Below are 4,627 nucleotides of genomic sequence, written 5' to 3' on the forward strand. Positions count from 1 at the left end.
GCTGTGCGTCGTGACATCGAGACGTTTGGCAACATCTGCGACAGAATGACCACGGTCAACAACCTGCTTAACTGCTTCTTGCTTAAATTCTTCGGGGTAGCGTTTTCCGCTCATGAGCACCTCTCTATTTGAAGTTAGTTTATCTAACTAAGAGGTGTCTAGGAAATCAGTGGCGATTCATACTGAAGTATGCCAAATAGACTGATAATGGTTAAGGATACGCCAATGATCCAAATTGTCAGTGTCATTTTTTCCTCAATTCCTCCGGTGGCTTAATGAGATGATTATAGCTTGAGGTCGCGATGACAGCCACCTTCCACGAGCCAGCGTCGGCTCTAGAAATTTGGCATGCCAAATTTAAGTCATAGATACAGTGGCACAACCTTAAGCACTTTAAGAGATGGCCAGAGCTAGCATAGTATGGTAGAAGTCAATCTGAGGCGCTTATAGAGCAATACTCGTTTATTTTTAAGTCGACATGGAGGTTCGAATGTCCAAGGAGCTATATTTATTTTTAGGTGCTTTAGTAACCGCCCTAATTGGTCTACTGGTAGCAAGATTTACAAGTGGCGTTCAGCTAAAGATTGCAGAAGGTAATTCGGACAAAGACGTCCAGCTTCAAGAAGCTCGCCTTGCTGATGAAAGATTAAAAAGTGAGGTTGCGCTTGAGCGCAACAAACTTGAAACGCTACACAAAATCCTTTCAGTAATATCGTTTGAAAACTCACAAACGATGAGCTACATCCAGTCATCAGAAATCAACTTATTTGATTTTCGCAAGAGGTATATTGAAAATTGCGATCGCCTCCATGATGCATTAGCCATCACTGATTTATATTATCCAGGTATGTCTAAATCCATTAGAGATATATTTGCGGAAGCGAACAGCTTTTGGGGCTATCAAGAGGGAGTGATTCAAACTGATATTACAGAGAATGAGCAAGGCTGGCAGTCAAATATGTCAAAGGTGCTGAATGCTGGTCATGCAATAAACAAGCATGTTAGAAGCTTTCAATTTCAAATCGCAGAGCACGGCAAAGATTTAAAAAGAACGTTGAACCTAACAAGCCGCTGAATGCGACGGTATAGCGGGAACTAACCGAAGGAGAAATTGTTGCTCTTTAAATATCTACCCCCTGATAGAATTGATGTTCTTACATCAGGCCACATACGGTTTACTCAACCCGCGGATTTCAACGATCCATTTGAATTTCGGCCTGTCATTTCGTCTATTGCCTCTAAAGAAGAAATGGATGAGATAATTGAAAGAGATCTAAATGAAATTATTGAAGACGAACTTCAGAAAATTCCAGCGGCAGTTCGATGTCTAATATCTCCAAATCAATTGCAAAGAGCTACTCGAGTATTTTATGAAGAGTATTGGTCGACAATTAAAAATAACTTTAAAGAGATGGGTGGTGAAGCATCTAGAGTGTTTATGGACAAGGCTAATGAATTAATTGGCGTGCTCTCCCTTACAGAAAAAAGAGATAACTTACTTATGTGGTCACATTATGCAAGTTCTCATAAAGGTTTTTGTATTGGTTTTGATAGTAATTCACCTTTCTTTAAAAGAAAAAGAAGCGAATCTGACGAGTTCTATCACTTGCGGAAAGTCACATATAGAAAGTTGAGGCCCAATAGGACTGCATCACGATTGAGTGGTGTTGAGTTATTTCTTGTTAAGTCGCTCGCATGGGAGTACGAGCAGGAATGGCGAATGTGTGCCGTGCTTGAGGATAGCGAGAAATTCATTAATTCAGTGCCTTTTCCCATACATCTCTTTAAGTACCCAAACTCCGCAGTCAAAGAAGTTATACTAGGCGCTTGCATCGAAAGTGAAGTCAAAAGCCACATACTAGATGTGTTAGGAGAGGATTACCCGCACGTAATTGTTAAGCAAGCAAAGATATCGACTGAGGAATTTAATCTTGAGTACGTAGATTTAAATTAGTTTCGACCAGAGTTGACACAAATTTTTGAAAAAATAAGGCTTATCCGTAAGTTGCTACAAAGCCCCTCATTTCGTTTATTAGTTCGTCAATATTCACGAACGGGTTTAGGTAGTGCGGAAGTTGTTTGCCTTGTTCCGCAGCCTGATGTGAATTACGTCTAGTAATTGTAGCGCGTCTCATTGCTTTATCTAAACTATCTTTAATAGTCTCATATATTTGTGGTGTAGCTTTGTCATAATCTAATCCTAGTGCACTGAAGTGTTCTTTTAAATTGCTGTTTTTTATCAAGTCTGCATAAGAGCCATACTGCGCATCAGTTTGTTCAAAGTGCAGCAATAACCAATATTCAAAACAGATATTAGATATTGCAACACCGATATCGTTACTTTTTGCTAAATCGCTAGCATCCTTATGAAGTTGGTGAGGATATTTATTTACCGCCTCTCTATCATAAACAACCCAGACTACGTCGTTGGCGTGCCCCACTTTTCGTGACTGTGCTGCTGTTTCGACTATTTCCCTTGGGGTGTTCGGTTTACAATCTTCAACCACAACCAAATTTCGCTTTCCAGGAAATAGGTCATCAATCAGCGCTCTGAAATACTGTGGCTCCGTCTTTTCGCCCTCACAGAAGATTCTAAAAGTAGGCTTTATTGGCTCTTTATTCTTCTCACCTTTCCTTGGCTTAGGCATTTTCAATAGCTCCTATGATAGAAGCAGCGATATCCTTGTAGTGGATTTCTGGTATGCCTCCCAGCCTTCCCTCATGATACCATTTAGAGAAGGGGCTGTTATCTCGAAGTTCACTGTCAAAGTTATCTAGCGATCTAAATTCTGTACCTTCATTCTGGCATTTGTGGACTAAGTAAATTTGGTCCTTTCTTAGTTTGTCTTGTGCCATTAGCGAAACATCATGGGTAGTATATATGAGTTGGGCGCCACGTATATTAACATTAGGGTCATTGAAAAGCTTTATTACAAGTTCTGCAATATGTGGATGTAAGCTTGTTTCAATTTCATCAATGATAAGTGTCCGGCCTGTTAGTAAAACCATTGCGATAAATGGAATGAGCTTCAATATGCTTTTCGTACCATGGGATTCTAGGCTTTCTGGAAATTCAACCAGTTCTCCGGATTCATTTTTATGATAAAAAACAATGTCCTTAGTGAATCTACCTATAATTTTTTTCTTCAAGCTTTCAGGCATTTCTTGAGGAAGATGAAAGCCTTCATGAAGGCTTTTTTTCTTTACGTCAAAGCTATCAATTCCGAAGTCTGCTTTAGACAAAAATGAATTGACAAAACCTTTTACTTCTTCAATATTTTCCCAGTCGTTGACTGTAAAATCAGTGCCATTTTCTAAAATCAAAAGCCCACGATAAAAATACTTGTAAATGTCTCTTATAAATTTAGGAGACTCAGGGCTACTACCAGCTATCGACAGGTATGAGTTATTTTTGAAAAATGCAAAGGTGCGCTTTCCACCACGGAAAGTTTCACCTATTTTTAGCGAGTGCTCTTCGCCGATAGATTCTCGATGAAACAATGTTGAAGGTTTAGCTGTTTTGTAAACCTCCAATTTTTCGTATGTAATTTCAGTTTTATTAAATCTAACTTCATATCTATATCTATTATTTTTTACGATAAATTCGATATCAAAAGTCGTGTCAGAATTTTTGCATGAGTTTGATAATAGATAGGGCTGATATTGCTCTATATCATCTCCCTCTTTCCAGCCTTCGCTTTCCACGACGATATCTTTCAAAGTGTCAAAAGCGAGTAGGAGGTTAGTTTTTCCGGCAGCATTCGAGCCATAAATGGCTGCAGTCCTAAGAACACCGAAGCCTGGCTCTAGGAAGTGTATATTGTTTGAGTGATGCTTGGGTTTGTGTTCCGCAAACATACTAAATAACTGGCTGGACTTTATAGAACGAAAGTTCTCTACAGTGAAGTCAACAATCAACTCGACGTCCTTTTTAGTGGGTCATTTTGCGAAAAAATGACGAAAATGCGCTTTATGTCTCACATGATAGTGGTATAGGTGCGGGAAGTCTACTCTTTGTCTAGAAAAGAAAATTTGTGGCCCCAGTGCTCTAATGCCGCTTTTCTTTTCATCATATATTCTTGCAGGTTATAGACCTTCTGTACCCCTTGTAGCTGATGGTTCAGTATTTTCTCAACAACAATGGGATCGGTGTCGATGTCCGAATCACCTAACCTTGTTGCAATAGTCCTGCGTAGGTCATGAGGGGTAAACTTGGGAACTTCGAAAAGTGATAGTTTTCTATTCACAGCGCGAGAAAGAGAGTGCCTATCAATGGGCTTCTCACCTGGTCTACATTTGACACTACAAGTACTAGGGAAAACGTACGCTGAACAGAGGTAGCTGAAGGCAGCGCGCAACTCATCAAGCATAATGACCATATTGTTAGTGATAGGTACTTTGTGTATGCGCTCACCTCCTTTGTTTTGCTTCACACGCTCAGGTGGAATAGTCCAAATCATTTTATCGAAGTCAAACTCTTTCCACTGAGCTCCTGTCACTTTGTAGTGGCATAGTGAATTTGGCCACCTAATTAGAGCTGCTATGATAGCAGCATAACAACATTAGGTGACAAAATGGCAAAGAAGAAAGGCCCGAATTTCAGCCCTGAATTCAGACTCGAAACAGC

General features: G+C 39.9%; 6 protein-coding genes. 2 read left to right on the forward strand and 4 right to left on the reverse strand.

The annotated features are described in order from the left end of the window. A partial coding sequence (locus IE054_RS17600) for a transposase (RefSeq protein ID WP_189403804.1) occupies window positions 1–114 on the reverse strand: 114 nt, incomplete at its 3' end. A 376-nt stretch (window positions 115–490) separates the two neighbouring features. Between IE054_RS17600 and IE054_RS17605 the strand changes: the two genes are divergently transcribed. Together IE054_RS17605 and IE054_RS17610 are read left to right on the forward strand one after the other, a co-directional pair. Further along, window positions 491–1,075: a hypothetical protein gene (locus IE054_RS17605; RefSeq protein ID WP_189408568.1), complete on the forward strand. Its 585-nt coding sequence runs from the start codon at window positions 491–493 to the stop codon at window positions 1,073–1,075. A 39-nt stretch (window positions 1,076–1,114) separates the two neighbouring features. Beyond that, window positions 1,115–1,954: a DUF2971 domain-containing protein gene (locus IE054_RS17610; RefSeq protein ID WP_189408569.1), complete on the forward strand. Its 840-nt coding sequence runs from the start codon at window positions 1,115–1,117 to the stop codon at window positions 1,952–1,954. A gap of 40 nt (window positions 1,955–1,994) precedes the next feature. Here IE054_RS17610 and IE054_RS17615 read toward each other — a convergent pair whose 3' ends face one another. The 3 genes from IE054_RS17615 to IE054_RS17625 form a co-directional block, all read right to left on the reverse strand. Continuing rightward, window positions 1,995–2,648 carry an RloB family protein gene (locus IE054_RS17615; RefSeq protein WP_189408571.1) on the reverse strand — a complete coding sequence of 218 codons (654 nt, stop codon included), beginning with the start codon at window positions 2,646–2,648 and terminating at the stop codon, window positions 1,995–1,997. Beyond that, window positions 2,641–3,918: an AAA family ATPase gene (locus IE054_RS17620; RefSeq protein ID WP_189408572.1), complete on the reverse strand. Its 1,278-nt coding sequence runs from the start codon at window positions 3,916–3,918 to the stop codon at window positions 2,641–2,643. The genes IE054_RS17615 and IE054_RS17620 overlap by 8 nt, the downstream gene beginning before the upstream one ends. An 89-nt stretch (window positions 3,919–4,007) precedes the next feature. Further along, a complete protein-coding gene (locus tag IE054_RS17625; RefSeq protein ID WP_268245077.1) occupies window positions 4,008–4,499 on the reverse strand; it encodes a tyrosine-type recombinase/integrase in 492 nt (163 codons plus the stop codon). Window positions 4,500–4,627 lie beyond the last annotated feature (128 nt).

This window comes from Alteromonas halophila, assembly GCF_014651815.1.
GTDB lineage: Bacteria > Pseudomonadota > Gammaproteobacteria > Enterobacterales > Alteromonadaceae > Alteromonas > Alteromonas halophila.